Here is a 292-nt window from a genome sequence, read left to right on the forward strand (position 1 = left end):
TATCGACATGGTAACGGACAATGAGGATGGCAGCTACAGTCTGGACGGGCTGCAGATCATGCCCCCGGCTGACTCTAATGAAAACTTCTCTGTCGGGGTTGAGGTGCACTCCACAGATGATGAAGGCAATGATCTGGTTAGCCGCCTGAATGAGGGAAGCATTGACGTTGAGGTGAGCTCCGTTGCCGATGCGCCTGAGCTGAATGCGGGTGATGTCACCGGTGGTGAAGATGCTGCAAATATCCCTCTGGATATCGCCTCCGCGGTTACCGATGTGGATGGTTCCGAGTCG

At 54.8% G+C, this 292-nt stretch carries 1 protein-coding gene; it reads left to right on the forward strand.

Going from position 1 to position 292, the window contains the following annotated elements:
* A partial coding sequence (locus tag V5T57_RS20745; RefSeq protein WP_332893179.1) for a hypothetical protein occupies positions 1–292 on the forward strand: 292 nt, incomplete at both ends.

This window comes from Magnetococcus sp. PR-3, from assembly GCF_036689865.1.
Classification (GTDB): Bacteria; Pseudomonadota; Magnetococcia; order Magnetococcales; family Magnetococcaceae; genus Magnetococcus.